Here is a 24,700-nt window from a genome sequence, read left to right as displayed (position 1 = left end):
GTTCCATATTATCTACCTACTCCATCTAATCCACCTCCCCTGCTACTCAGAAGCTCCAACTTTGTGAATTAGTTGCTTTTGCAGCAACTAATTAGCAGTAATTGCGGAAATTTAGTGATTAGTTGCTTTTGTAGCAACTAATCTATTGCTTTCACCTTATTTTTACTTTTTTCCATTTTTAGTTGCTCGAAAAGCAACTAAATCAATTTTTAATCAAAAACAAGAGATTTAGTTGCTTTAAAAGCAACTAATCCTTCAACTAAAGCGGGAGTTGTTTATTGTTTACATTTACTTCCCATGAGTGAACACGTTCTTTCCCACCACTAGCAGGTATCAGCCATTGTTTCGCAACCAACCTATCTATTACCGTTCTCGCTGCCCGATAACGAAATGAAAATAGTTTTTCTAAATCCCTCAGCTTAATCGCTCTATTCTCACGAATTGCAAAGCGGATTACTTCTCTTTCCAAATAATCCACCTGAGTTAATTGCTGCTCTGGATTACCGAATAAACGCCCCATCATTTGCTGGAGTAATCCAATCCATAACCGCGGTCGCTCCTTAATATCATCGAAGCCGATTCGAATGACAATCCAATTGTCATTCGTTAAGTGCATTTGGCGAACCCGTTCGTCACAAAACTGCCGACGTGAAATATCTCTTAAATGCGGACCATAGCCGTCGATTTCAAAAACAATTCGAATGGGTCCACGAATATATACGAAATCCAAAAACCGCTGCCCCTGAAAGAAATCTGTTATCTCATACTCGGGATGCAGAAATTCGAAATTGCCAAAAGCTGCCCACCAAATATGACGCAGCATCTCTTTTTCTGCATGATTGCTTCCTTCCGCCAATTTCCTCCGACGCTCCCCTTTTCGTTTAGCAACATGTACATCCATCCACTTCCTATACTCTTTTTCAAACATATCCATGTCCCAATCTCCCTTTAAGAATCAACTTGTGAACAGAAAAAAGCACCGCTTCCTCGGGGATGTAACCTCCGAATGAAACGGTGCATGCTTTGCAACCTGAATATAGAATAACACTTTTCTCTTATTTAATTAAGCTTACTTATCATCTCTTAATACTACACGACCTATTAACAGTCCGAACATGAGAATCACACCAATAAACACGGCGATTCCATACTCCTCTACCCAGCCAGGATATCCAGCAACCCGCCCATAAATCCATCCACCCAGTAGTGGTCCTAGAAAAGTAGCAAAGCCGGTGATGGCAGAGTACATCGCAATAAACATCGATCTTTCTGATTTAGGCGTATCGCCAATTAAATAATTGAAGGCAAGCTGGTTAAAGCCTCCGCTCCCAACACCTAATAAGATATGTGCCGCATAAAGAACAAACAAAGTTGGTAAAAAGGCGAGCCCTCCCCACATTAAGCAGGATAAAGCGACTAAAGGCAATGTCCAGAACAACAAACGTTTGTTGCTGTATCGTGCATTTAAATTACCCCAAACATAAAAACTCATCATCATAATTACTGTTTGAACCACTGTGATTGCAGATACTTGCTGGTAGCTAATTTTCAAGGTTTTCAGCATGATATAGGAGAAAAACGGAACCGTAATCGTTTGAATCAACAACCACCCTGCTATAAAATACACAGCTTTCATAAATGAGGCATCTTTCAAGGGCTTCTTAAGCATAAGTAAAAACTTAGATTCAGTCGATTTCTCAAAGGGTAGATTCGGATAGCCCAAGAATGCGATAATATTCAAGACTGTACAGATACCAATTACGACATAGAGAATGGCAAAGCCGCTCCAGCCTGCATATTTATCAAGAATTAGTCCACCTATAAATAAAGTCAAACTACCAATTGCATTTAGTATTGTATTTCGTATCCCAAAATATCGTCCACGTATCGGTCCCAAAACCATATCACTGATCAAGGTTGACCAGACGACTGCAGCTGCCGAGTTGACTAAAAAGGCCACTGTGAAAAGAATAATATAAGACAGTACCCACCACTCTTTGGCCATAACTAAGGGAATTAATCCTGTAGATGCCCATAGAATTCGATGCAAGGAAGCAAAAATCACATAAATTAGCTTACGGTTTTTAATGGTCTGAATCTGATAAGCCATCCAAATTTGCACGATATTAACGAATGTCGTTATAGCAAAGACAAATCCAATTTGCCCAGAGCTGGCCCCTAGAAATAATAAATAACCCGTCATGAACGGTCCGCCTAATAATGTCCCCATAATCGTTGCAGGAATGCCTTCAACTGTGGCAATCCACAGATATCTGCGATTGTTGGAAAATTTACTGACCTGCTGACGGAATGCTGTAAACATATCCTCTCACCTCTTAACAAGGGATACGATAACAGATTTAATTTTTATTATCAAGGTATTTTAGAATCAATTACTAATCGACTAAAATGTTCACGCTACCATTAATTTCATCATTAACCATGCTTCATCCAAAAGCTGCTGCAGCTCCCATACACTCTTTCCCAGCACTGAGATTATTAACCCATATTTATAGGTCAAGCTTGCTCCAGCATGCAGATGCGGGTATCTTTCTAATAGCTCTTGGATTGGTTTTAAGTACTCTGATTTGAGCTGGTCTGAGAAAATATAAAACGTACCTTGATGCGTATAGTTTTCCCAGCTTCCTAACCGACGAAAGTCACTCTTCGTTGAATCAGGTTCGATATTTTGCCGGTTATAGTAGATCAGTTGATTCTCATAGTAAACTTGCAGTTGGCTATCATAACGCACATATTGAAAGACCTCATCTCGTAAAACCCGGCCTGGACATACCACTTCCGTCACAAAAGCAACTGCTCCCGCTTCCAGCTTAATCTCCGTATCTGCGCGAAAACTCGCCTCTTTATATAACATAATCGGCTCTGGCTTATATTCCAGTCGGGCTCCTTGGTCGACGTAAAAAGATTGCAGCTGGTAAGCCGGATATTCGGCAGAAGGATGAACCTTGGTATAAGATTGATTGGTAATAAAAACATTACTCTGCGGTAAAAGCCGCCAATCCAAACGGTACTTGTCACCCGCCATCATACCTGGCGAACAATCCATGATACAAACACCAAGCTGCTTGTCATCTCTCATAAAAGTCTTCGCTATTTTTAGTGGCGATTTGTGAAATTTATGCTGCAGCTCGGTACGACCTCCCTCAAAGGCAAAAGTCGCTTCCAGCTCAGCTGTAAACTCAGGCATTGTGAAATTGGTCTTCGACCCAAGCCACCAACGCATCCACCCCATCACCATTCATTAAATTCGAAAAGATAAACGGACGATCGCCTCTCATCCGCTTCGTATCCTGCTCCATAACCTCTAAACTCGCTCCTACATAAGGAGCTAAATCGATTTTGTTGATGATCAACAAATCAGAACGCATTATACCAGGACCACCTTTGCGCGGTATCTTCTCGCCTTGGGCTACATCTATAATATAGATGAAACGATCAACCAGCTCTGGACTAAATGCCGCTGCCAGATTATCCCCGCCACTCTCAATAAAGATAATATCTAAATCGGCAAACCGCGCTTCCAACTCTTCAATCGCTTCAAAATTCATCGAAGCATCCTCACGAATAGCTGTGTGCGGGCAGCCTCCTGTTTCAACACCAATTATCCGCTCAGCCGGCAATGCTTCAGAACGAATTAGAATCTCTGCATCCTCTTTGGTATAAATATCATTAGTGATGACCGCTAAGCTATACTCACCTGTTAACCGTCTAGCAAGCTTTTCGACAAGTGCCGTTTTACCGGAACCTACAGGACCTCCAATGCCAAAACGCAAAGGGCGACTGCGATCCGCTACTGGTGTATGCCAGTGATCGTGATGACCTTTATGATAACGTTGTTCATTACTTGGTCTATTTTCGATTTCTATGTTCATAATCTAGCACTCCCTCAAATTGTAGTTTGAAAAGCTAAGACATAAAAAGTCTCGAATATAAGGTTTCGTGTTGCATCATATAAATATCACTGGCAGGAGAGTTACTGTAACAATCCTCTGGTTCCAATAGAGCAACTCGCTGCCATGCTATCGATGCCTGTGGCAAGAGCTCCGCCAAAAGAGCTTGTGCCTCCGTTTGCCCAATCGACATTAAACGCAATGCGCTATTGATGCCATGTGTTATGCCGTTATATAGGAAGCCTTCGGCCGCCTGAGTTAGAGGCACGCCTAATTGCCAGGCTATCCAACCATGTATGATTGGATAACTGCCAAAGCACTCCCCCTGCTGAATCGCATTATCTAGCGGTGACCATAACAATTCTGGGTAAAGTGAATGAGCTAATTTCAGTAGTCTTCGCCCCATTTTTATGGTTCCTTCGCGAGTTTCAGCCGCAATCCTCTGTACATGCTGAATTTGATCGATTCGCCAAATCCGCTCCCATTGCTCAGATGGCCCATAAGTGTAAATAGCCTTAATAGCCATCAGCTCCATAGGAGCCCAAGCATAAGTAATCATGCTATGCATATATTCACGTAAATCTGCGATTTTCACCACTTTACCACTCTGGACTGCCGTTTCCAAGCCAAAGGAATGTGAGAATCCACCTATCGGCAGTGCGGAATCAAGCAACTGTGCATATCTCAACCAAGAATAACTAGCAGCTGCTGGAGATGTATTTTCCAAATGTGCTCAACCTCATTTCAGAATAAAAAATACCGCTGGGCCATCGGCAAAACAGTTGCAGGCTTACAGGTAATAGCGGCTCCATCCACCTTAACCTCATACGTTTCTGGATTTACTTCTATAGTTGGAGTTGCATCGTTATGAATCATATCTTTTTTATTGATATCCCGGCAATTGCGAACAGGCATGATCTGCTTCTGCAGCTGGAAGCGTTGCTTGATTTGACCAGAGAAGGCAGCCTCGGATACAAAGGTGATCGAGCTTTGATATAAAGAACGCCCATAGGCGCCGAACATTTTGCGGCCCATGACTGGCTGCGGAGTCGGAATCGAAGCATTCGGATCCCCCATTTGTGCATAGGCTATGGTGCCGCCTTTGACAACCAGCTCCGGTTTCACTCCAAAAAACATCGGCTGCCAGAACACCAAATCAGCAAATTTACCAACCTCTACGGAACCGACAATATAAGAAATACCATGGGTAATCGCTGGGTTAATCGTATATTTAGCTATGTAGCGTTTGATGCGAAAATTGTCGTTAGCTGTGGAATCCGGAGATAACGGACCACGCTGTTTCTTCATTTTATCCGCCGTTTGCCATGTCCTTATTACTACTTCGCCTACACGACCCATTGCTTGAGAATCAGAGCTAATCATGCTGAACACGCCAATGTCATGCAGAATATCTTCAGCTGCTATCGTTTCTGGACGTATTCGTGAATCCGCGAACGCTACATCCTCGGGAATTCGGCTATCGAGATGATGGCAGACCATGAGCATATCCAGATGCTCTTCAATCGTATTAACTGTAAAAGGTCTAGTCGGATTTGTCGAAGAAGGTAGGATGTTCAGCTCTGCAGCGGCTTTAATAATGTCCGGAGCATGACCACCTCCAGCACCTTCCGTATGGTAGGTATGGATCGTACGCCCACCAATTGCAGCAAGTGTATCTTCGACAAAACCTGATTCATTTAATGTATCTGTATGTATGGCGACTTGAACATCATATTGATCTGCCACCGTTAGGCACATATCAATGGCAGCCGGGGTTGTTCCCCAATCCTCATGCAGCTTTAAGCCGATCGCACCTGCAATGATTTGTTCTACAAGTGGCTCTGAAAAGGATGCATTACCTTTACCCAGAAAACCAAGGTTAACCGGAAAGGCTTCTGCGGCTTCCAGCATGCGTTGCATATGCCAAGCACCTGGCGTGCAGGTCGTTGCATTCGTTCCTGTTGCTGGCCCTGTGCCTCCTCCGATCATGGTTGTGATCCCTGAAGCTAGAGCCACTTCAATTTGCTGCGGGCAAATAAAATGAATGTGAGAATCTACACCGCCTGCAGTAACAATCTTGCCTTCGCCAGCAATGACTTCGGTGCTTGCGCCTACAATCATGTTAACGTCTATGCCATCCATGATGTCAGGATTTCCCGCTTTACCAATCCCCACAATCATTCCATCCCGAATTCCGATATCTGCTTTCACTATGCCCCAATGATCAATGATTATCGCATTTGTAATGACTGTATCCAAGGCACCATCTGCCCGAGTAATGCTGCTTGATTGCCCCATGCCATCACGTATAACCTTACCGCCGCCAAATTTTATTTCATCGCCATAAACCGTATAATCCCGTTCAATTTCAGCCCAAAGCTCTGTATCCGCTAAGCGAATCTTATCACCCGTGGTTGGACCAAACATCGATGCATAAGCTTTACGTTCCATAAAACTCATTCTGGTTTCGCCTCCCATTCGCGCAGCGTTTGTCTTTGCTCATCTGACATTTGCCCAGGAACTGCCTCACCTTTACTTAATCCATTCAATCCATGAGAAATTCGCGAACCGCCAAGCTCAACTAATTGTACAGGCTTCTCTTCTCCTGGCTCAAACCGAACCGCCGTGCCTGCGGGAATATCCAAGCGCATGCCAAAGGCTTGCTCACGTGAGAAAGCTAGCGCTCGATTAACCTCATAGAAATGATAATGCGAACCAACCTGTATCGGGCGATCCCCAGTATTGCCAACTAATAGCTGCAAGGTTTGGCGATTAACATTCATTTCAATTTGTCCAGGTGCTATATCATATTGCCCTGGTTCTATAGAGGAACTAGAAAGGCTTGCTATTCGCCCCCTTATTGGTTGATGAACCGTAACCAGCTTTGTTCCATCTGGAAAGGTAGCTTCTACCTGCACTTCCGCAATCATCTCAGGAATACCTTCCATTACTTGTTCGGCCTTGAGAATCTCCGCCCCCATCGACATCAGCTCTGCTACGGACAAACCATCTCGTGCTCCTTCCATAATTTCAGAAGTAATCAAAGCCATACTTTCCGGATAGTTCAGCTTTACACCGCGCTGTAGCCTTTTTCTGGCCAAATCAGCCGCGACCGTTATGAGAAGCTTTTCTTTTTCACGCTCTGTAAAATGCAAGGCAGAATCCCTCCTTTTCTAATTGACATCATTATAGCAGGTTTAGTTTTGATGTGAATATAGGTATTTTATTATGTTAGTTTATATAACATTAAAAATACATATTAGATAATGACAACTAAAATTATAACTTATTGTCACTATATAATAAACATATGTTACATAACATAACAATAATTCAAGATAAGTTCACATTTTAGATTTATTTTTGGATTTTTATGTTATTTATATTGACACATAATTGACACTGCCATTATGATTTAGGAGTAGTCAAATTCGTAAAGGGAGTGGATTGGATGAGTCTTAGAAAAAGAGGTAACATACTGGCAATGGTAATCTGTTTTGCAATCATGACAATCATCTCAGCTTGCGGAACAAAAGACGAAGTAGTAGAAAGCACTGCACCAGCGGCATCAACAACCGCAAGCGCAGCACCAGCCGCCGCTGAAGGCGACACCATTCCTGTAGGAATTCTTCATTCCTTAACAGGCACAATGTCCATCAGTGAGGTAGCTGTAAAAGAAGCCGAATTAATGGCTATCGATGAAATCAACGCAGCCGGAGGGGTTCTTGGCAAGCAAATCAAACCAATCATTGAAGACGGTGCATCCGATTGGCCGAACTTCGCAGAGAAAGCAAAAAAGCTACTACAACAAGATAAAGTAGCTACGATCTTCGGCGGATGGACATCATCCAGTCGTAAAGCGATGCTTCCTGTGGTTGAAGCAAACAAAGGGTTGTTATGGTATCCCGTGCAATATGAAGGGTTGGAATCTTCCCCGAATATTTTCTACACAGGAGCTACAACAAACCAACAAATCATTCCTGCTGTAACCTGGTTACTTCAGAACAAAGGCAAAAAATTCTTCCTATTGGGTTCAGATTATGTATTCCCAAGAACCGCCAACAAGATTATTAAAGAGCAGCTTAAAGCTGAAGGCGGTACACTGGTAGCGGAAGAATACACCCCATTGGGACACACCGATTACAATACAATCATCAGTAAGATTAAAGCGGAAAAGCCCGACGTTGTATTCAACAGCTTGAACGGCGATTCCAACACAGCATTCTTTAAACAATTGCAGGATGCAGGCATTTCAGCTAAAGAATTAACAACCATGTCAGTGAGTATTGCTGAAGAAGAAATCCGCAGTATTGGTGCTTCTATCCTTGAAGGCCACTATGCAGTTTGGAATTATTTCCAGTCTACCGATACACCAGAGAACGCAAAATTCGTAGCTGCTTTTAAAGCAAAATACGGCGCTGACCGTGTTACGGATGACCCGATTGAAGCAGGCTACTTCGCCGTTTATCTATGGGCTGAAGCCGTTAAGAAAGCAGGCTCCACCGATGTCGAAGCTGTCAAAGCCGCAGCCAAAGGCATTGAATTCAACGCACCAGGCGGTAAGGTAAAGATTGACGGAGATAATCAACACGTTTATAAAACCGTACGAATTGGCCAAGTGCTGGCAGACGGACAAATTAAAGAGGTTTGGAATTCTGGCGAGCCGTTAAAACCAGATCCATACTTGAAAACTTACCCTTGGGGTGCCGAAGTAACAAAGTAATAATGCGAAACTTAAACTTTCTTAGAATTTAAACTCACAACAGGGCTGCCTTTCAAGGGCAGTCCTGTCATTCTAATATCAAGAGATAATTAATCTTAACCGGAGATTGAATATTGGAGGTGCAGAGATGGGCTTGCTCTTATTACAGCTTTTTAACGGAATTAGCCTTAGCTCTATTTTACTCTTGATTGCTCTAGGTCTATCCATCACATTCGGACTGATGAACGTTATTAACATGGCCCATGGTGAATTTATCATGATTGGCGCTTATATGGCATACCTCTCACAGCAATTTTTCCAGAAGATGATTCCCACCGAATACTTTGGCTACTATTTTATCGTTTCAATTCCACTTGCATTCGCAATGGCTTACGCAATCGGTTGGATCCTCGAGGTATTGCTTATTCGCCATTTGTACGGTCGCCCATTGGATAGTTTACTTGCAACCTGGGGAGTAAGCTTAGTTCTACAGCAATTGGCCCGCACGATCTTCGGCGCACAGAACGTAGCTGTCAACGCACCTGCTTGGCTAACCGGCGGATGGGATATCAGCACCGATCTCTACCTTCCCTACAAAAGATTATTTATCATCAGTCTAGCTGCCTCCTGTATTCTAATTATTTATCTATATCTGTATCGCAGTGCCGGGGGAAGAAGAACACGCGCCGTTATGCAGAATCGCAACATGGCCTCCTGTTTAGGTATTTCCACACGCAAGCTTGATGCGCAAGCCTTTGCTTTTGGCTCGGGCATGGCGGGTATCGCTGGCTGTGCTTTATCTTTATTAGGTCCAATTGGACCTTCGATTGGAACCTACTATATTGTTGATGCATTCATGGTTGTTGTGCTTGGTGGAGTCGGCAATATTATCGGAACCGTCGCAGGCGCTTTAGGAATTGGCGTTTTCAATACCGCCTTTGAATACACCACTACAGCAACTCTAGGAAAGGTTCTCGTATTCACACTTATTATCGCTTTCTTGCAATGGAAGCCATCCGGTTTAGTGAATGTAAAATCAAGAACTTTAGACTAAGAGGTGATCGATGAGATGCTAATAAAACGGTTAAATATCAAAATCATATTAAGTGTTGTCTTTCTGCTAATTATGGCCCTTGCGCCGTTGTTTCTTTCCGATTTCCGCCTTTCTCTCTTGGGAAAATTCATTACTTATGCTATCTTGGCCGTTGGATTGGATCTGATTTGGGGCTTTACCGGCATACTTAGCTTAGGTCATGGCGTATATTTTGGATTAGGCGCTTATTGTATGGCTATGCACCTAAAGCTAGTCTCCTCCAATGGGGAGCTGCCGGATTTCATGTCATGGAGCGGCGTTGAGCAGCTTCCCTGGTTCTGGCAGCCGTTTCATTCCGCCATTTTCGCGATATTAATGGCTTTTGTTGTTCCCATGGTTGTGGCTGGTCTTCTCGGCTATCTCACCTTTCGCAATCGAATCAAAGGCGCTTTTTTCTCGATTTTATCGCAAGCCTTGGTCATCATTACCGTTACTTTATTCGTTGGACAACAAGGTTATACAGGCGGCACTAATGGCTTAACTAACTTTAATAGCTTTCTCGGGATGTCATTAGGCTCACAGGATACTAAGCTTGTATTGTTCTATGTTAGCCTTTGTGTACTTACACTAGTTGTATTGCTCTGTTTATGGATCACTTCCAGCCGCTTGGGCAAAATCCTCATCGCCATCCGCGACGGAGAAAATCGCGTTCGATTCACAGGGTATAATCCCGTAGTGTTCAAAGTGTTCATTTATTCACTTTCAGCAGGCTTAGCTGGGTTGGCAGGTGTATTGTTCGTACTGCAAGAAGGCATCATCTCCCCTGCACAGATGGGAATTGTTCCTTCTATTGAAATGGTTCTGTGGGTAGCTATTGGCGGACGAGGCACTATCGTTGGCGCAGTACTCGGCGCTATTGTCACCAATTCAGCAAAAACAACATTGAGCGAGGCTTTCCCAACACTTTGGCCGATTTTCCTCGGTGCAATGTTCATCATCGTTGTCCTTTTCTTCCCAAAAGGAATTGTCGGCACAGCTTTAGACACCCGCTTCAAGTGGAGCAAAAAAGTATTCACTAAACCCGTCTTTTTAAGAAGTAAACCTTAGGAAAAGGTAGCTACTTAGCTCCCCTTAGGTGCTCCGATTCAGTGCTCTATTACTCTGCTGCCATTCCAACTTTTTAGCGACTTTAGCGCTTTATTTAAAGGAGGTTCTCATCAAGATGAATAATAGTACATTAGCTCAAGCCAAAGAACCAGAAATCATTCTATACACAGAGAAGCTGGAGGTTGATTTTGATGGCTTCAAAGCGATCAAAAATGTGAATTTCCGCATGAGGGCTGGAGAATTACGCTTTCTAATCGGTCCAAATGGAGCTGGTAAAACAACGTTGCTGGATGTCATCTGCGGAAAAGTTAAACCTCACAAAGGCAAGGTTATCTTCAAAGATCATACCGATATTTCCAAGCATCAAGAACACCAAATCGCTCAATTGGGGATCGGCCGCAAATTTCAAGCTCCTTCGATTTTTGTGAATCTAACGGTCATGGAGAATTTATTGCTTTCCATGAAGCAAAAACGCGGCCTATACGCGACTCTGCTGGTCAAAACGGACAATGCCCAACGCGAACGAGTTTTTCAGTATTCTGAAATGATTGGGCTCACATCAAAAGCCAAAGAAAAGGCCGGCTCACTTTCACATGGTGAGAAGCAATGGTTGGAGATCGGCATGCTCCTTATGCAAGAGCCTGAGCTCCTCCTCCTCGATGAGCCGGCAGCTGGCATGACCGATCACGAAACAGAGAAAACCGGCGAGCTGCTTCATAAAATTAGTGATAAACAATCGATCATCGTTGTCGAGCATGATATGGAATTCGTCCGGCAATTCGCCAAAACCGTAACGGTCATGCATGAAGGAACTATCCTGCGAGAGGGTACAATGGCAGAAATTCAGAATGATGATAAAGTGACTGAGGTGTATCTAGGAAGACGGGTGGTTGATCAGCATGCTTAGAATCGAGCATTTACAGGTGGGCTACGGGGAAAGCATGATTCTACGTGATGTTACGATGCAAATTGAGCCAGGTCAGGTAGTATGTCTGATGGGACGAAACGGAGTAGGTAAAACCACTTTGATGAAGAGCATCATGGGTCTACTCAAACCTAAGACTGGATCAATCGAATATCAGGATACAATTATTACAAACACCCCAACAGATCGCAGAGCAAAGATGGGAATAGGTTACGTCCCACAAGGTAGAGACATTTTCTCCCACCTTACCGTAGAAGAGAACTTATTATTAGGCTTAGAAGCTTCCGTCCCCAGAATAAAACAGCTGCCAGACTCCATATTTACCATGTTCCCCGTACTAAAAGAAATGCTCAAACGACGCGGCGGCGATCTAAGTGGAGGTCAACAGCAGCAGTTATCTATAGCGCGTGCACTGGCTTCCAAACCCAAGCTTCTACTCTTGGATGAACCGATGGAAGGCATCCAGCCTTCGATTGTTATGGAAATTGAGCAGGTTATCGAGAATATTAAGCGAACCCGCGAGGTTGCTATTCTGCTAGTTGAACAAAGCTTAGCCTTCGCCACAACTATTGCCGACTATTATTATGTACTGGATCGCGGGGCTATTGCGGCTGAAGGCAGTGCAGCTGATTTAAGCGAAGAACAAGTCAAGCAGCATTTAACAGTATGAGCTAACCATTTTGAATTTTTAATTTTTAGAGAAGTATTCTGGATAAAAGCCGGAGGCACTGCCTCTGGATTCTTTTTGTCTACTTCCCCCTTCAGCCTCAAGAGTTCAAATTTAGTAGCCCTCTGAATAGTTTCGGTAGCGAAGCGGAGTTGTCTCCGTGTATTTCTTGAAATCACGAATGAATACATTCACATTCTCAAACCCAACATCATAAGCAACATCCGTTATAGACTTATCCGTCTGTTTCAATATTTGCTTGGCTTTATCAATTCGCAGCCGCATTAAATATTCGTGCGGAGTAGTCCCTGCAATCCGTTTGAATAACCTCGTGAAATAACATTCATTAAACCCCATGTTCTTCGCTAAATCCCTGATCAACAGCTTATGACGGTAATTCTCCTGCATATATTTAAACGAGCCTTCTATTATTTGACGATGATAATCCCCATTCCGAGTCATTACAGTTTCATTGCGATTCACAGCGAGCTCCGTGAGAATATTCATCAGTAAAGCCGGAAATTTCAGATCGCTCTGATAATCCATTTTTTCAAGCAAAAACACAATTTTATCAAAGCTCTGATTGAATTCCAACGGCTCGATAAGACTTATTGGGAAAATCGATCCTTGATTAATGATCTCTAATATCCCAGGTAAGCCGCTCCCTTTTAAATGCATATACTTGTATTCCCAGAATCCAGCTTTGCCTGTTGAATAATGATTATATTCGTTGCAATGCAGCAAAACGGCTTGATTCTTCTCGATTGGAATCGTCTTATTGCGATATTTGAGAATACCATTTCCAGAAACAGTAAAGATAATTTGGTATCCATTCTCATATTGCCGCTCAGTGAAAAAATGCTCACCCACACGAATGTGCCCCACTGCACCCAGCTGATACGGAAACTGCTCAGACAGCGAGGATGGCGTATAAATAGGGCTTTTAATCGTTTCTAATAAATCCATGTGAAAATTAAGCATAAGTTCATCACCTTAAAAGTCAATAATCGTATATTTTGAGTATAATTCGGTCAATGACGTTGATACAAACCTATTCTATAATGTTAATGAGAAGTCCTTCTTGTTAAGAGTAATAGAATTAATAAAAGTATATTTTTTATAAACAGCAGCATGGAGGAGTGGATTGAATGTCAGATAGCATACCTGTTTTACTGGGGAAAATCGTGTTAGTTACAGGTGCTGGCAGTGGAATTGGACGGGCTATTGCCGTCGGTTTGTCTGAGCAGGGTGCAGATGTAGTGTTAGTTGGACGCAGAGCAGATAAGCTTGAAGAAACAGCGGCTTATATATTAAGTTTAAGCGGCAAAGCATATCCCATTGTTACAGATGTTGCAAAAATCGCTGATGTTGAGGCTTTGGCCCAGCAAGTTCTCAATGATTACGGAACTCCTGCCATATTGGTAAACGCTGCTGGTGTATTTAATGAAATAGGACCCATTCTGGAGAGCAACCCGATGGGCTGGATTGAAACTATTATGATTAATACAGTTAGCCCTTACTTGGTGTGCAGAGCTTTTGCTGGAGAAATGGTTAAACAAGGCTGGGGAAGAATAATTAATATCACATCCGCGGCCTCGCTTGCTGAGCCGGAAGGCACGAATAGTGCTTATGCAACCAGTAAAGTCGCTTTAAATCACTTTACGAGGCAGCTTGCTGCAGAGCTTACTGGGACTGGAGTCACCGCAAATGTATTTCACCCAGGAGAAGTGAAAACGGAAATGTTCGAAGCCATTCGCGCTAATGTAAAAGTGCCTGGAGAGCTCGAGGATTGGGTTGCTTGGGTGGAACGTACTGGAGGAGATTCGCCTGATAAATCAGTCAAGCTGATTAATGATTTGCTAAAGCCGGAATCAGACAGCATAAATGGGCGGTTTCTCTGGATTGAGGATGGACTGAAGTCGCCTAAACATAGCTGGGATTAAACCATGGATCGGTCAACAAAACTTCTAACAATGGAGAGTGAAGAGAATGGCAGAATTACAAGAGCATATCGATGAATTCAATCGACAAGGTTTCACTGTTTTTCGAGGGGCTATCTCAGCAGAATGGGCGGATGAGCTTCATAACGGGTTATTGACATACTTGGAGGAGCCTCATTTGCCAGGACAATGGTCCGGTTTTCGCAGTCGGATGTTTGAACGAGGGGAAGAGTATATTCGCTTGATAGAGAACGCTCCAATTGTTGATTTTGCTGAAGGGATGTTGGGCGATAAATGCCATATGTTCTGTATGAATGCTTTTACAACCAAGAAAGGCAAAGGCTTTGATACATGGCATGTCGATGAGGATCTGTTCCTGCCTCTGCCAGAGGGTGTTGAGCTGGATGAGAGAATCCAAGTGCCCACTTATCTGATAACCTGCATCTATTACTTGGTTGACGTCGCTCCTGATATGGGCCCAACCCAATTGATTCCAACTAGTCATCGCAGCGGACAGTATCCACCAGCCGACCAAGATCCCCCCATTTATAAAGGTCTAGGACCGATATCCATCGACGCCCGCAAAGGAGATTGCCTTATATTCTCTGGACAAACTTGGCATAGAGGATCTACCAATCAAAGCGATACAGACCGCGCTGTTCAGCAGGTCATGTATGGCAAGCGCTGGATTTCGCAGCGGTTCTGGCCATTCGTCAACTATGTTATGCCGCAGGAAGTTATTGATTATGCAGCAGGCAACGCCCGTCTCACACGCTTATTAGGCTTACATGAGCATGGTCCTTACGGGTGATACAGCTAATCTCATAAATGCGAAAAGACTGCCAGTCTCCAATCTGCAGTCTTTTCACATTTTAAATTAACTTAATGTCTTAAAAAAACGATACCCGGTTATTTCATACCCCAGCGCTTAAATTCTCTCTTATACGAAGCACAATAGCTCCTTGTACAAGATTATTTTCCTCATACACGAACATCCTATCTAAAGAATTCCCTTCAACCATTTGGAGTCTATTAGCAATAATTTGTTCACTTACATCGGGACTGCCCAATTGTACAATGAGCTCCTTAAGAAATGGAATATCCTCTGTTGCCGCTTTTCTAATAAGGCTACTCATGTGCTCTCCCTCTAATATCCAAAGGTAAGTGCTCTGGCTGATGCACTAGCTTAGAGCCATCCTCTAAACGAAGCCAGGTATCGAAGCTCTTAGCATTTTCTTGCAATTGAATCAAACGCGCTCCACGTTGAAAACCTTCTTTTCCGTACCCATTGAAGCCTGTAGCTTTTCCATAACATAAACGTATACCGTGGTAGTCGCCCCAATAATCATTAACATGGTCATGACCTACAAATGTGCCCATCACATCTTTCATTTTTAGAAAAACCGAGAATAGGCCAGAGTTAATTAATGAGCACCCTACTCCCTCATAGTTATGTCCATAACAGGGTTGGTAGTTCCACATCTCTTGATATTCAGGGAGCGGAATATGGAAGAAGGCCAATGACGGCAACGGACTCCCATTATTATGATGAGTAAAGGCAGTCGATTGCTTGATATACCAATTGACTTGCGTTGGATCAATCCATTCATATACCTCAGCTTCCTCAAGGGAGTTGCTGCCAGAATCAAAACAATATAAGACAGCTTCTGTTTTATTATGCTTCGAGCTTTGCACAGGAATAGCATAATTGCCCACTCCTTTTATTCCATCCATGCCTGCATCTGACAACCCATACTCACTTTCAGCTACCAGCTGCATCAACTCTTTCCTTGTTACCCCATCTTCAGCATCATGATTCCCAAAAACGGCAGCCCAAGGCAATTGAAACTGCTCAGCAACCTTCACCGCTTCCAGAAAAGCTTCTTTCGGATGGTATGATTTCTCACTATGGATGATGTCCCCTGTAAAAATAATTAAATCTGGTGCTTCCTGTTCCAAAATTTGTTTCATTAGAGCATAGGTATGCAGATCCTCAATCTCCCCGTTCTTCCAATGTAAATCTGTAAATTGCACAATAGTGAAGGTTCCATCTTCGCGGAATTTCAGTCGATCTTTATCCATATGTATTTCCCCTTTCAAACACTTAAACAACTATATTTAGCATAAATAAGAACCATTCATTAATCAAATATATTATAATTAAAATATCATTAATTAAATTTATGATTGGAGCACTCCTATGAATATTCATGCCTTGCGAATTTTCCATCACGCCGCCAAGCATGGCAGTGTTACATCAGCTGCTAAAGCCTTATATATCAGCCAGCCTGCCGTAACTATCCAAATTAAGAAGCTCGAAGCTGAGCTAAATTTACCACTTTTCTATCTTAAGGCAAGACGAATCCAGCTCACAGCGGCGGGTGAAATGTTATTCACTCAAACCAAGCGCTTATTCTCGCTCGAGCATGAAATTGAAAGCTACATCGATGAATATCGAAATGGCAAGCAAGGGAAACTCCGAATTGTAGCTACCTATTTGCCGGCTAATATTCTCTTACCCCAGTGGGTAGCCGAATTCAAACGTTCTAATGAAAATGTTGAGATTATTATGACAACTGCCAACTCAAGATCTGCATTTGATCAACTGTTGAATTATCAAGCTGAGGTTGCAGTTGTTGGTGGGGGATGGGAAGAGGCAGGAATCGAGTGGCATTATTTATTCGAAGATGAACTATGGTTTATTGCACCAAAAGACCATAAGTTTGCTAACCAAGAAGTAAGCTTATCTCAAATTATGAAAGAGCCGTTTATTATGCGGGAAGAAGGCAGCTCCACACGTGATAGACTCTTTGCTCTGTGTAAAACCTTCAACGTTTCACAGCCTAAAGTGGGTCTACAATTTACAGGCTTAAACGAAACGATTCGCGCTGTAATTGGGGGTTATGGAATTAATTTAATTTCTGCACTAGCCGTCAAGGAGTATATTGTTCGAAATGAAGTGGCACGCGTCTATGTCAAGGATGTCTTATTAAGGCGCCCTCTCGCTATTTGTACTAGAAAGGGAGAATTTCTGTCTCCCTCTGCTGCCATGTTTGTTGAGATGATTAAGTTGAACTATAAAGAAACCATATAACTTAGTTTACTCTTAAATCATGTCGGTAAAGTGCAATAATTGCTGTCAATCGCCAAAGACAACTCCGAAGAAGTACTCTATATTTAGAGTAATAGAAGGAGGTTCATTATGGGACATGTAGATTTGAAAGATAACGATAAAAAACCAATTACACAGGAGCTTGAAGATTCAACTTCATTATTAAACGATCATTCTGCTCTACGAGCAAAGGCTAAAAAAGATGGATTTTTATTCTTTCGTGGTTTATTACAACGTGAATCCGTTATGCAGCTTCGTCATGATATCCTTAGTATCGTAAACAGCCACAGACTTCTTGATCCTGCGAGACCGCTTATCGAAGGTATTGCAAACCTCAAAGCTATTAACCGTTATGCAGCTAAAACGCTAGCATGGAACGGTGTTGGCGTACCTATGGCCATTTACAAAGCCATTCAAAAGCTGGAATCCTTCCACGCACTTGCTCATGATAGCAAGCTATTAGCATTGTATGAAATAATGTTTGAAAAGCCGGTATTTGTACATCCACGAAATATTGGACGTGTCATGCTGCCGCACCATTCCGCAAAGATAACACCTTCCCACCAAGACTTTCTACACATTCAAGGAGCTGAGAACACTTGGACCTGTTGGACACCTTTAGGTGATGTACCGCGAGAGCTTGGTGGGCTGGCTTTGCTAAAAGGCAGCAATAATGCCGGACTATTAGGCGTTGTTAATGCACCCGGTGCTGGAGGCTTGGAATCTATCCTTTGCGGACTGGATTATGAGTGGCAAACCAGTGATTTTCAAGCAGGCGATTTAGTCACCTTCCATAGCCACACTGTGCATAAATCAACACCTAACCAAATTCCGAATCAGATCCGTATGTCTTGTGATTTTCGTTACCAGCCCATAGATGATGTCATCGAGCCCGCTTCCTTATTGCCTCATGGCCCATATACCTGGAAAAAGTTATATGAAGGCTGGAGTCGTGATGATTTAAAGTATTATTGGAAAGACATTGATTTTAGACGAACCGCTTTCGATGAATCCATTCGTTGGCAGAAAGATAAAATTTGTTGAGGTAATATTGTCAGAGAGCTTAACTCACTAAAGAGTTAAGCTCTCTGACTGTTTGACCCTTATTCCATAGAGTCACCCGATACATAAGGTCACATCTTACCTTATCTACAACTCCCCCTCAAAATTAACCCTTTGCAGGATTGCTGAGCCAATGGGATACAGGTCAAAAGAAATGAAAGTAACCTGATTATTTTAGCAAAAGGTTAAGATGTGTGTTTATTCTATGCATAATACATTGCTGATCTCTATGGAAGAGAACCCCGATCATGCTTCTATTAGTTGTAACCAAAAAACAACAGCCATCATAAGATAGATTTTATATAGGCTCATCACCCGATTTAGCTTTTTTAAACAGCACACAAGGAAGGAAGCGATAGCGAAAATGGCCGTAATTAAATCGAATTCCAAGGACGTTCCAGAAGGGGAATGTCCGGATACTTGGTATAACCAAGCCAATACAGGCAGATATAAAAAGCATTGCTTCTTTACGCCAACTAACGAAGCCTGTTCATCGGTTTTCAACACGTTCTAAACGATTTTTAATCTAAGGAGATGTATAAATGACTTACAATCCAACGAATTACAGTCCAACGAATTACAATGCAAATGAGCAAAATTATTACAGCTTCCCGGCATATCGAGCCGTAGTCGGCAGCCAAACTCAAGGTACGATGATGCCAACAACTAATCAAATGAATGCCCAAACCCTTCATGCTCAAGCTACCACTCTACCAGCGCCGATGCCAATGCCGGCTATGCCGCCAGCTGTTCCGGCCGGCACACCTATCCAAGGAGTTCAGTCCACAACCACTACTCCGCCCCCTCCTGGGTTAGCACCACTTGAGCAATCCTTTATTGAAAATATTCTCCGCTTTAACCTAGGAAAAGTAGGGACATTTTACATGACCTACGAGAATAATTCGCAATGGAACGCCAAAATTTTCAAAGGAAAGATTGAGGCTGCCGGCCGAGATCATATTATTATCAGTGATGCTAAAACCGGTATGCGTTACTTGCTGCTAATGGTCAACTTGGATTATGTCACTTTTGATGAAGAGCTTAAATATACATCACCTTACCAGGTCGGAAATCGCCGATAAGCTTGTTAGGCAACACGAATAACCTCCAACCTTAAACCGGATGGAGGTTTGTTTATTTATTTACTTACTTACTTAAGCTGTAAACCAATGATTCTCGGATGTCTCAAAGTACCGGCTTCTGTCAGTTCCACTCCTGTAACCTCAGCAATAAATGGGCTATCTAACCAGAGCACTGTTTCTCCTCGCAGTCCTTCTGGAAGCTCCTGAAAATAATCACTCCTCTTTTTAGCTGCCGGCAATAACCCTAATCGAGCTTTTATATCCCCATTCAATCCTGATGAATTTCTCCCTCTATAAAGACCGTCTTGCCGCATAACTAAGCTTGATATCCTCCCCTCTTTCATTAGAAGGCCAACGATTTCCACCTCTAGCTCTAAGCTCGTTTTGCGCTTAAACCAGTCCTGATGCTCTTTAGCTTTTTTATATGCGCTGGATAATCTCTTGATGACGATACCTTCCCATTTATGCTGCTTGACCCAGTGCCACAACTGCTCCCCATTATCAAAAAGATCGGTAAGGAATAGCGGCTCCTGCCATTCTGCCCCTGCAAGCTGAAGACGATCATGCCTTTCTCTGAAAGGCAACTTCCGCAAATCCTCTATACCAATCTGCAATAAATCAAAAACTATGTACTGAACCGGATTTGCGACTACTGCCCTTGCTATGGATGCTTCCTCTTTCATACGTCCACGTTTTTGCAGCTTTTGAAAGCTGGGACGCTGAGTCTCTGGGTCGAGAATAACCGCTTCTCCATCCAACAAATACTTTCCCTTTAACGAAGATAAAGCTAATACCAACTCGGGAAATTTACTATTCATACTCAACATATTTTTCGAATAAAGCTCCACATGTCCATCTTCAATCCAAGCCACGATTCGATAACCATCCCATTTAAGCTGATATCCCCATTCCACTCCTTCAGGAATTTCATCGACTAGAATAGGTGACATAGGTTTAAAAGGAATCATGCTGCACTCTCCTGCTTTTTGTGTTTTTATTTGATTATTTTCAATATTCGACTCAAATCCTGTTTCTCCATTGTAGAGATAAGATCACCTTTATCAGCCAAACGTGCTTCGATTGTTAATAAATTAAATAGCTTGGGGTTGATATTTTGCTTCACTTCTTCCCACAAGAGCGGTGTTGAGACGGTTGCATCTTCTCTTGCCCTAGGCGTATAAGGCGCAGCTATGCTTTTCCCAAGACCATGCTGGATATAATCTATATATATTTTATTGCCGCGATTCTTAATCAAGCGTTCGATTGTGAATAAATGAGGGTATTTCTCAACCAAATATTCACTTACAAAGTGTCCCGCCTTCCGCAGCTCCTCGAAGGTGTGGCCGGTTTGAATGGGGATAATGATTTGAACCCCGGTCGCTCCAGAGGTTTTGGGAATGGATGTTATTCCCATGGTTTCTAGTGTTTCACCAATGATTGCAACTGCCTCCATTAATCGAGGTTCTTCTTCATCACTTGGATCAATATCAAACACCCATTCAGCAGGCTCGTCTCCGCCAATATATTCAAAAGAAGCATGAAATTCAAGAGCTGCAAGATTACCAAGCCATAATAACGTAGACAAAGAATCTAAATGAATATACTCGACTCCTTCCTTTTCAGCCGTCTTCACGTAGGGCGGCAAGGGGTGCGGTGCATTTTTCTGATAAAAGGATTTTCCCTGCACTCCATTAGGAAAACGGATTATTGTCAGATACCGATTCTTACAATAGGGAAGTAGAAAGGGTGCAAGGACCGTCAACTTTTGGAGATATAATAACTTACTGATTTTTAATTTCGGCCAAAGTATTTTATCTGGATGACTTACGGGTATTTGATTTCCTTCAATCTCAAGAATTCCAGCTTCATTCCCACTCATCACCAAACCTCCTAAACAAAAAATTTTCGGAGATTATGCTCCTGCCTTCTTCTTATGCGTTTTAGCCATCTTTTTAGCTTCAGCCGTTTTCTTTGCTGGCTCAATTTTAGATTGCTTCAAGCTAGCCTTTAAAGCATCCATTAAGTCAATTACATTGTTTTTCTTCTCTTCTGGTGCCAGCTTAACATCCTTGCCTTCTACCTTATCTTCAATAGCAGCCAGCATCCTTTCTCTATATTCATCTTTATATTTATCGGGCTCAAATTTGGCACTAAGCTGCTCAATCAACATTTTGGCCATGTCCAATTCTCGTTCGTTGATTTTAGCTTTCTTCGGAAGATTGGGAATAAGCTCTCTAGCACGAATTTCTTCTGCATAATGCATCGTTACCATGGAGAGAACACCATCTACTGCGCGAATGGCGGCTAAACTGCTTTTGGAGCGAATCGTAACATTCGCAACCCCAATTTTATTAGTGGCAACCAACGCTTCTAATAGAAGTGAGTACGCATGCATTCCCGATTTCTCAGGTGCTAGATAATAAGTTTTCTGATAGTAAATCGGATCAATTTCCTCCAGATCGACAAAATCCAAAATTTGAATTTCGCGAGAAGCTGAAGATGCCAATGCATCCATTTCCTTGTTATCAAATGTCACATAATGACCTGGCTCATATTCATAACCCTTAACAACGTCGCTCCATTCTACCTCTTCCTTGCATTTTACGCAGGTTTTGGCGTAGTGGATGGGAACATTATAGTCTTTGTGCAGCATTTTCATCGAAATATCGTTATCTTCCGTAGCCGTATACATTTTGACAGGAACATTAACCAAACCGAAGTTGATCGCACCCTTCCAAATCGTTTGCATCATACACACCTCCATAAAAATTGAATATTAATAACCTTTCTATCTATTATTAACCAAATAGTCTAGCAATAAATCACAATTCTAAGTTTGTGTCATTTTTATTGAAAAAGGGTATAGGAAAGAACATCGTTAATGAAAAGAGGAGAAAATATGGCGCACAAAGCGGTTTTTTTGGATAGAGATGGCGTAATCAATGAGGTGCAAAGCGGGCGAGTCGGGTTTGTCAACTCGGCAGATGATGTCTATTTATTACCAGGGTCTGCTGAAGCCATAAAGTTATTAAACGCTAACGATTATAAAGTTTATATAGTGACCAACCAAGGTGGTATTGGGCTCGGATTTATGAGTGAAGTTGAATTAATGCAAATTCATACTCGGCTATTAGAGCTTCTTAATGAAGAAGCCGGAGCCAGAATTGATGATATTGCTTATTGCCCTAACAAGCCCCAAGACAACAGCAGCTGTCGAAAGCCTAAGCCTACGATGATTATTGAATTAGCGCATAAACATGATATCGATTTAAAACGGAGTTTTACGATAGGGGATATGCGAAGCGATATTGCTTCCGGAAATGAAGCTGGTACAAGCACCTTTCTAATCCTAGAAAAAGATGAAGTAATACCAATGATAGATGAAAAATATGTAGCTACTTCACTAAAAGACGCGGTTAAACAAATATTGCAAATGGGCTGAACTAACAAGCAATCGAAGCGAACCAATCCGCTTAAATGTTTAGTTTATTATAATAAAGGGTAAGTTTTAGTATAGAGAGAATACCAGTCTACTCGGTATGTGGGTTGCTAAAATGCCAAATATGCAGTTTGCTTAAACCACCCAGAATCATATCCTCAAAAGACTCCCAAACCGAGCCTTTTATTGGATTCAAACGCTCTATCTTCATACTTTCATAATCCGTGTAATTAACATCCGACCAAATCTCAATGAATAAGCCGGGTTGATCTGTACCTTCAAAAAGCTCAAGCCCGGTTTGCTTTATGATTTTTTGCATATAATACAGATAGGTTAAACGGTTTTCCTGATCAATTGTGTACTCCACAAAAACTTTACACATTTTGCACCTCCCGCAAATCCATTTAGCCTTATTATTGCAAGTAAAAAATGGTACAATCATCTTATAACAGTTTACATCTGGAGGGAAGCCCAATGGATTCAGGCACACATTTAGTCATCGGACTCGGACTCGCTGGACTGGCATATATTGACCCTGTAGTTGCCTCGGATACTACAGTTGCAGCAGCCGTAATGATTGGAACAGTCTTGGGTTCTCAGGCACCTGATGCCGATGGTCTGCTACGCTTTAAAGGAAATGCAGCATATATCAAAAATCATAGAGGAATATCTCATTCCTTGCCTGCCTTAGTTATTTGGTCCCTATTTATCACATTATTATTATCTTTAGCTTTTCATAGGCTTCCCTTGCTTCATGTAGGGATGTGGGTTTTCATTGCTGTAGCTTTCCATGTATTTACTGATTTATTCAATACTTATGGAACGCAAGCTGCTCGTCCCTTTACAGAGAAGTGGATCGGTTGGAATATCATCCATATCTTTGACCCATTCATTTTCATTACGCATTTGTTAGCCATTTTTCTCTGGTCGGTACATTTAAGCAAACCCGAGATTATATTCCCAGTATTATATGGGGTGATCGCTCTTTACTACGTACTCCGCACGATTTACCATTATTGGTTAACGAAAGGCATGCCTGCTAAAGATTCTTTTCATCAATCAGGGGAAAAATACATTCTTATTCCAACCATCAATTCGTACGTCTGGCATGTCGTAAAAAAACAATTATCAGGCAGCTATGTGGTAGGTGAGCTGAAAAATCATCAATTAAAATGGTTAGATTCCGTTACATGTTCTTCGCATCCAGCTGTTGAAATTTCTAAGAAACATCCTGATATTGCTTCCTTTCTTTACTTTTCTTCCTATGCTTGCGCAGAAGTTAGAGAGCAATCCTGGGGTTTTGAAGTTCGTTGGATTGATGTACGTTATCGCCATCGCAAGCAATTTCCATTCGTCGCTGTGCTATTGATGGATCCTAATTACAAAACAATCGATTCTTATGTAGGCTGGTTAAGTGAATCGCGGATTGAAAAGAAGCTGCGGATTGACTTGTATTGATATACGGTTAACGAGTAACCTTATGTTAACCACATAATTGAAGGAGTGTTAGTTAGTGAGTCGTAGTCTTGCTTTATTATTTGCCGTAGTAGGCACCTTATTATTAGTTAGTATTAGTTTTTTCTTAACGCAGCATCAACCATGGCTCGTTCTGCTTGCATCACTTGTATCGCTTTTTTTCATTGGTTTTGGTTTCGTAGTGAAAGCGAGAATGCGCAGAAAGAATGAGAGTGAAAAGCCGTCAGGAAGCAATTCCTAACGG

General features: G+C 42.2%; 27 protein-coding genes and 1 pseudogene. 14 read left to right on the top strand and 14 right to left on the bottom strand.

The genetic code is table 11. The annotated features are described in order from the left end of the window. Positions 1–259 precede the first annotated feature (259 nt). From EHS13_RS08130 to EHS13_RS08100, 7 genes are all read right to left on the bottom strand, one after another. Positions 260–934, bottom strand: coding sequence for a DNA-binding response regulator (locus EHS13_RS08130; RefSeq protein WP_155699848.1), 675 nt, complete (start codon positions 932–934; stop codon positions 260–262). A 135-nt stretch (positions 935–1,069) separates the two neighbouring features. Then, positions 1,070–2,323, bottom strand: coding sequence for an MFS transporter (locus EHS13_RS08125; RefSeq protein ID WP_155699847.1), 1,254 nt, complete (start codon positions 2,321–2,323; stop codon positions 1,070–1,072). A gap of 90 nt (positions 2,324–2,413) precedes the next feature. Further along, positions 2,414–3,244 carry an urease accessory protein UreD gene (locus EHS13_RS08120; RefSeq protein WP_162463001.1) on the bottom strand — a complete coding sequence of 277 codons (831 nt, stop codon included), beginning with the start codon at positions 3,242–3,244 and terminating at the stop codon, positions 2,414–2,416. Continuing rightward, entirely contained in the window at positions 3,201–3,893 is a 693-nt protein-coding gene (gene ureG / locus EHS13_RS08115) for an urease accessory protein UreG (protein ID WP_155699845.1), read from the bottom strand. The genes EHS13_RS08120 and ureG overlap by 44 nt, the downstream gene beginning before the upstream one ends. A 34-nt stretch (positions 3,894–3,927) precedes the next feature. Next, the gene (locus EHS13_RS08110) at positions 3,928–4,638 is read right to left on the bottom strand and encodes an urease accessory protein UreF (protein WP_155699844.1); all 711 of its coding nucleotides are present in this window, start codon (positions 4,636–4,638) and stop codon (positions 3,928–3,930) included. Between the two features lie 17 nt (positions 4,639–4,655). Next, positions 4,656–6,371: an urease subunit alpha gene (gene ureC, locus EHS13_RS08105; protein WP_155699843.1), complete on the bottom strand. Its 1,716-nt coding sequence runs from the start codon at positions 6,369–6,371 to the stop codon at positions 4,656–4,658. Continuing rightward, positions 6,368–7,066: an urease subunit gamma gene (locus EHS13_RS08100; protein WP_155699842.1), complete on the bottom strand. Its 699-nt coding sequence runs from the start codon at positions 7,064–7,066 to the stop codon at positions 6,368–6,370. The genes ureC and EHS13_RS08100 overlap by 4 nt, the downstream gene beginning before the upstream one ends. A gap of 296 nt (positions 7,067–7,362) precedes the next feature. Between EHS13_RS08100 and urtA the strand changes: the two genes are divergently transcribed. The 5 genes from urtA (at position 7,363) to urtE (ending at position 12,348) form a co-directional block, all read left to right on the top strand. Next, positions 7,363–8,634: an urea ABC transporter substrate-binding protein gene (gene urtA, locus EHS13_RS08095; RefSeq protein WP_227013841.1), complete on the top strand. Its 1,272-nt coding sequence runs from the start codon at positions 7,363–7,365 to the stop codon at positions 8,632–8,634. Between the two features lie 127 nt (positions 8,635–8,761). Then, positions 8,762–9,667 carry an urea ABC transporter permease subunit UrtB gene (gene urtB, locus EHS13_RS08090; protein WP_155699841.1) on the top strand — a complete coding sequence of 302 codons (906 nt, stop codon included), beginning with the start codon at positions 8,762–8,764 and terminating at the stop codon, positions 9,665–9,667. A gap of 15 nt (positions 9,668–9,682) precedes the next feature. Continuing rightward, positions 9,683–10,753 (top strand): urea ABC transporter permease subunit UrtC, encoded by a 1,071-nt coding sequence (gene urtC / locus EHS13_RS08085; RefSeq protein WP_155699840.1) that lies wholly within the window; start codon positions 9,683–9,685, stop codon positions 10,751–10,753. Positions 10,754–10,868: 115 nt separating this feature from the next. Further along, complete coding sequence (gene urtD, locus EHS13_RS08080; RefSeq protein WP_155699839.1) at positions 10,869–11,660, top strand: urea ABC transporter ATP-binding protein UrtD; 792 nt, start codon at positions 10,869–10,871, stop codon at positions 11,658–11,660. Continuing rightward, complete coding sequence (gene urtE, locus EHS13_RS08075; protein WP_155699838.1) at positions 11,653–12,348, top strand: urea ABC transporter ATP-binding subunit UrtE; 696 nt, start codon at positions 11,653–11,655, stop codon at positions 12,346–12,348. Before urtD ends, urtE begins: the two co-directional genes overlap by 8 nt. A 111-nt stretch (positions 12,349–12,459) precedes the next feature. Here urtE and EHS13_RS08070 read toward each other — a convergent pair whose 3' ends face one another. Further along, a complete protein-coding gene (locus EHS13_RS08070) occupies positions 12,460–13,326 on the bottom strand; it encodes an AraC family transcriptional regulator (protein WP_155699837.1) in 867 nt (288 codons plus the stop codon). A 167-nt stretch (positions 13,327–13,493) separates the two neighbouring features. Between EHS13_RS08070 and EHS13_RS08065 the strand changes: the two genes are divergently transcribed. Together EHS13_RS08065 and EHS13_RS08060 are read left to right on the top strand one after the other, a co-directional pair. Continuing rightward, positions 13,494–14,288, top strand: a complete 795-nt coding sequence (locus tag EHS13_RS08065) for an SDR family NAD(P)-dependent oxidoreductase (RefSeq protein ID WP_155699836.1) — start codon at positions 13,494–13,496, stop codon at positions 14,286–14,288. A gap of 46 nt (positions 14,289–14,334) precedes the next feature. Then, complete coding sequence (locus EHS13_RS08060) at positions 14,335–15,096, top strand: phytanoyl-CoA dioxygenase family protein (RefSeq protein ID WP_155699835.1); 762 nt, start codon at positions 14,335–14,337, stop codon at positions 15,094–15,096. A 103-nt stretch (positions 15,097–15,199) separates the two neighbouring features. Here the strand turns inward: EHS13_RS08060 and EHS13_RS08055 are convergent, their stop codons facing one another. Both EHS13_RS08055 and EHS13_RS08050 read right to left on the bottom strand, forming a co-directional pair. Then, positions 15,200–15,421 carry a hypothetical protein gene (locus tag EHS13_RS08055; RefSeq protein ID WP_155699834.1) on the bottom strand — a complete coding sequence of 74 codons (222 nt, stop codon included), beginning with the start codon at positions 15,419–15,421 and terminating at the stop codon, positions 15,200–15,202. Continuing rightward, positions 15,414–16,367 (bottom strand): metallophosphoesterase family protein, encoded by a 954-nt coding sequence (locus tag EHS13_RS08050; protein ID WP_155699833.1) that lies wholly within the window; start codon positions 16,365–16,367, stop codon positions 15,414–15,416. The genes EHS13_RS08055 and EHS13_RS08050 overlap by 8 nt, the downstream gene beginning before the upstream one ends. A 118-nt stretch (positions 16,368–16,485) precedes the next feature. Between EHS13_RS08050 and EHS13_RS08045 the strand changes: the two genes are divergently transcribed. From EHS13_RS08045 to gerQ, 4 genes and pseudogenes are all read left to right on the top strand, one after another. Further along, positions 16,486–17,379, top strand: a complete 894-nt coding sequence (locus EHS13_RS08045; RefSeq protein WP_155699832.1) for a LysR family transcriptional regulator — start codon at positions 16,486–16,488, stop codon at positions 17,377–17,379. Between the two features lie 108 nt (positions 17,380–17,487). Further along, positions 17,488–18,441, top strand: coding sequence for a phytanoyl-CoA dioxygenase family protein (locus EHS13_RS08040; RefSeq protein WP_155699831.1), 954 nt, complete (start codon positions 17,488–17,490; stop codon positions 18,439–18,441). Positions 18,442–18,856: 415 nt separating this feature from the next. Further along, positions 18,857–18,973: pseudogene (locus EHS13_RS08035) on the top strand (cell wall hydrolase); the annotation flags it as partial. 28 nt (positions 18,974–19,001) lie between these two features. Then, positions 19,002–19,541 (top strand): spore coat protein GerQ, encoded by a 540-nt coding sequence (gene gerQ / locus EHS13_RS08030; RefSeq protein ID WP_227013840.1) that lies wholly within the window; start codon positions 19,002–19,004, stop codon positions 19,539–19,541. A gap of 68 nt (positions 19,542–19,609) precedes the next feature. Here gerQ and EHS13_RS08025 read toward each other — a convergent pair whose 3' ends face one another. Genes EHS13_RS08025 through ku form a run of 3 tightly spaced genes read right to left on the bottom strand, consistent with a single transcriptional unit; the run spans position 19,610 to position 22,293 of the window. Then, complete coding sequence (locus tag EHS13_RS08025; protein ID WP_155699830.1) at positions 19,610–20,509, bottom strand: ATP-dependent DNA ligase; 900 nt, start codon at positions 20,507–20,509, stop codon at positions 19,610–19,612. Between the two features lie 26 nt (positions 20,510–20,535). Next, on the bottom strand, positions 20,536–21,420 hold the full coding sequence (gene ligD, locus EHS13_RS08020; protein ID WP_155699829.1) for a non-homologous end-joining DNA ligase: 885 nt from the start codon (positions 21,418–21,420) through the stop codon (positions 20,536–20,538). A 33-nt stretch (positions 21,421–21,453) separates the two neighbouring features. Further along, on the bottom strand, positions 21,454–22,293 hold the full coding sequence (gene ku, locus EHS13_RS08015) for a non-homologous end joining protein Ku (RefSeq protein ID WP_227013839.1): 840 nt from the start codon (positions 22,291–22,293) through the stop codon (positions 21,454–21,456). Between the two features lie 147 nt (positions 22,294–22,440). Between ku and EHS13_RS08010 the strand changes: the two genes are divergently transcribed. Next, entirely contained in the window at positions 22,441–22,983 is a 543-nt protein-coding gene (locus EHS13_RS08010; RefSeq protein WP_155699828.1) for a D-glycero-alpha-D-manno-heptose-1,7-bisphosphate 7-phosphatase, read from the top strand. An 88-nt stretch (positions 22,984–23,071) separates the two neighbouring features. On the opposite strand, the gene EHS13_RS08005 is transcribed toward EHS13_RS08010, so the two are convergent. Continuing rightward, a complete protein-coding gene (locus EHS13_RS08005) occupies positions 23,072–23,362 on the bottom strand; it encodes a hypothetical protein (protein ID WP_155699827.1) in 291 nt (96 codons plus the stop codon). A gap of 92 nt (positions 23,363–23,454) precedes the next feature. On the opposite strand from EHS13_RS08005, the gene EHS13_RS08000 reads away from it, so the two are divergent. Both EHS13_RS08000 and EHS13_RS07995 read left to right on the top strand, forming a co-directional pair. Beyond that, complete coding sequence (locus tag EHS13_RS08000; protein WP_155699826.1) at positions 23,455–24,438, top strand: metal-dependent hydrolase; 984 nt, start codon at positions 23,455–23,457, stop codon at positions 24,436–24,438. Positions 24,439–24,493: 55 nt separating this feature from the next. After that, complete coding sequence (locus EHS13_RS07995; RefSeq protein WP_155699825.1) at positions 24,494–24,697, top strand: DUF5325 family protein; 204 nt, start codon at positions 24,494–24,496, stop codon at positions 24,695–24,697. Positions 24,698–24,700 lie beyond the last annotated feature (3 nt).

Origin of the sequence: Paenibacillus psychroresistens, from assembly GCF_009728935.1 — a bacterium.
Lineage (GTDB): Bacteria > Bacillota > Bacilli > Paenibacillales > NBRC-103111 > Paenibacillus_AC > Paenibacillus_AC psychroresistens.
The sequence above is the reverse complement of the archived record's forward strand: the minus strand, read 5'-3'. Positions and strand labels throughout refer to the sequence as shown.

Coding starts and splice junctions, on each gene's coding strand:
- EHS13_RS08130 (WP_155699848.1), bottom strand. CDS start 934: ATGGATATGTTTGAAAAAGAGTATAGGAAGTGGATGGATGTACATGTT.
- EHS13_RS08125 (WP_155699847.1), bottom strand. CDS start 2,323: ATGTTTACAGCATTCCGTCAGCAGGTCAGTAAATTTTCCAACAATCGC.
- EHS13_RS08120 (WP_162463001.1), bottom strand. CDS start 3,244: ATGCGTTGGTGGCTTGGGTCGAAGACCAATTTCACAATGCCTGAGTTT.
- ureG (WP_155699845.1), bottom strand. CDS start 3,893: ATGAACATAGAAATCGAAAATAGACCAAGTAATGAACAACGTTATCAT.
- ureC (WP_155699843.1), bottom strand. CDS start 6,371: ATGAGTTTTATGGAACGTAAAGCTTATGCATCGATGTTTGGTCCAACC.
- urtA (WP_227013841.1), top strand. CDS start 7,363: ATGAGTCTTAGAAAAAGAGGTAACATACTGGCAATGGTAATCTGTTTT.
- urtB (WP_155699841.1), top strand. CDS start 8,762: ATGGGCTTGCTCTTATTACAGCTTTTTAACGGAATTAGCCTTAGCTCT.
- urtC (WP_155699840.1), top strand. CDS start 9,683: ATGCTAATAAAACGGTTAAATATCAAAATCATATTAAGTGTTGTCTTT.
- urtD (WP_155699839.1), top strand. CDS start 10,869: ATGAATAATAGTACATTAGCTCAAGCCAAAGAACCAGAAATCATTCTA.
- urtE (WP_155699838.1), top strand. CDS start 11,653: ATGCTTAGAATCGAGCATTTACAGGTGGGCTACGGGGAAAGCATGATT.
- EHS13_RS08070 (WP_155699837.1), bottom strand. CDS start 13,326: ATGCTTAATTTTCACATGGATTTATTAGAAACGATTAAAAGCCCTATT.
- EHS13_RS08065 (WP_155699836.1), top strand. CDS start 13,494: ATGTCAGATAGCATACCTGTTTTACTGGGGAAAATCGTGTTAGTTACA.
- EHS13_RS08060 (WP_155699835.1), top strand. CDS start 14,335: ATGGCAGAATTACAAGAGCATATCGATGAATTCAATCGACAAGGTTTC.
- EHS13_RS08055 (WP_155699834.1), bottom strand. CDS start 15,421: ATGAGTAGCCTTATTAGAAAAGCGGCAACAGAGGATATTCCATTTCTT.
- EHS13_RS08050 (WP_155699833.1), bottom strand. CDS start 16,367: ATGGATAAAGATCGACTGAAATTCCGCGAAGATGGAACCTTCACTATT.
- EHS13_RS08045 (WP_155699832.1), top strand. CDS start 16,486: ATGAATATTCATGCCTTGCGAATTTTCCATCACGCCGCCAAGCATGGC.
- EHS13_RS08040 (WP_155699831.1), top strand. CDS start 17,488: ATGGGACATGTAGATTTGAAAGATAACGATAAAAAACCAATTACACAG.
- gerQ (WP_227013840.1), top strand. CDS start 19,002: ATGACTTACAATCCAACGAATTACAGTCCAACGAATTACAATGCAAAT.
- EHS13_RS08025 (WP_155699830.1), bottom strand. CDS start 20,509: ATGATTCCTTTTAAACCTATGTCACCTATTCTAGTCGATGAAATTCCT.
- ligD (WP_155699829.1), bottom strand. CDS start 21,420: ATGAGTGGGAATGAAGCTGGAATTCTTGAGATTGAAGGAAATCAAATA.
- ku (WP_227013839.1), bottom strand. CDS start 22,293: ATGATGCAAACGATTTGGAAGGGTGCGATCAACTTCGGTTTGGTTAAT.
- EHS13_RS08010 (WP_155699828.1), top strand. CDS start 22,441: ATGGCGCACAAAGCGGTTTTTTTGGATAGAGATGGCGTAATCAATGAG.
- EHS13_RS08005 (WP_155699827.1), bottom strand. CDS start 23,362: ATGTGTAAAGTTTTTGTGGAGTACACAATTGATCAGGAAAACCGTTTA.
- EHS13_RS08000 (WP_155699826.1), top strand. CDS start 23,455: ATGGATTCAGGCACACATTTAGTCATCGGACTCGGACTCGCTGGACTG.